Genomic DNA, 336 nt, shown 5'->3' on the forward strand with positions numbered 1-336 from the left:
GATCAGCGACGACGGCCAGGGGGGCGCGGACGAGAGCAAGGGGTCGGGCCTGGCCGGTATCCGCCGGCGGATCGAGGCTTACGACGGGCGTTTTACCCTGGACAGTCCGGCCGGCGGGCCGACGACGATGCGAGTGGAGTTGCCGTGCGGATCGTGATCGCGGAGGACGACCCGCTGCTGCGCGAGGGCTTGGCCCTGCTGCTGCGCGCCGAGTCGCTCGACGTGGTGGCCACCACCGACACGCCGGGATCGTTCCTGGCCGCGGTGGCCGAGCACGAGCCGGACGTCGCCATCGTCGACGTGCGGATGCCGCCCACCCACACCGACGAGGGGATC

The 336-nt window shown here is 72.3% G+C and carries 1 protein-coding gene and 1 pseudogene; both read left to right on the forward strand.

Features of this window, described 5'->3' with window-relative positions:
* Nucleotides 1–157: pseudogene (locus OQ02_RS46550) on the forward strand (sensor histidine kinase); the annotation flags it as partial.
* A partial coding sequence (locus OQ02_RS39600) for a response regulator (RefSeq protein WP_033443826.1) occupies nucleotides 145–336 on the forward strand: 192 nt, incomplete at its 3' end. The pseudogene OQ02_RS46550 and the gene OQ02_RS39600, both read left to right, overlap by 13 nt.

This window comes from Saccharothrix sp. NRRL B-16314, assembly GCF_000716595.1.
In the GTDB taxonomy this organism is placed as follows: Bacteria; Actinomycetota; Actinomycetes; order Mycobacteriales; family Pseudonocardiaceae; genus Actinosynnema.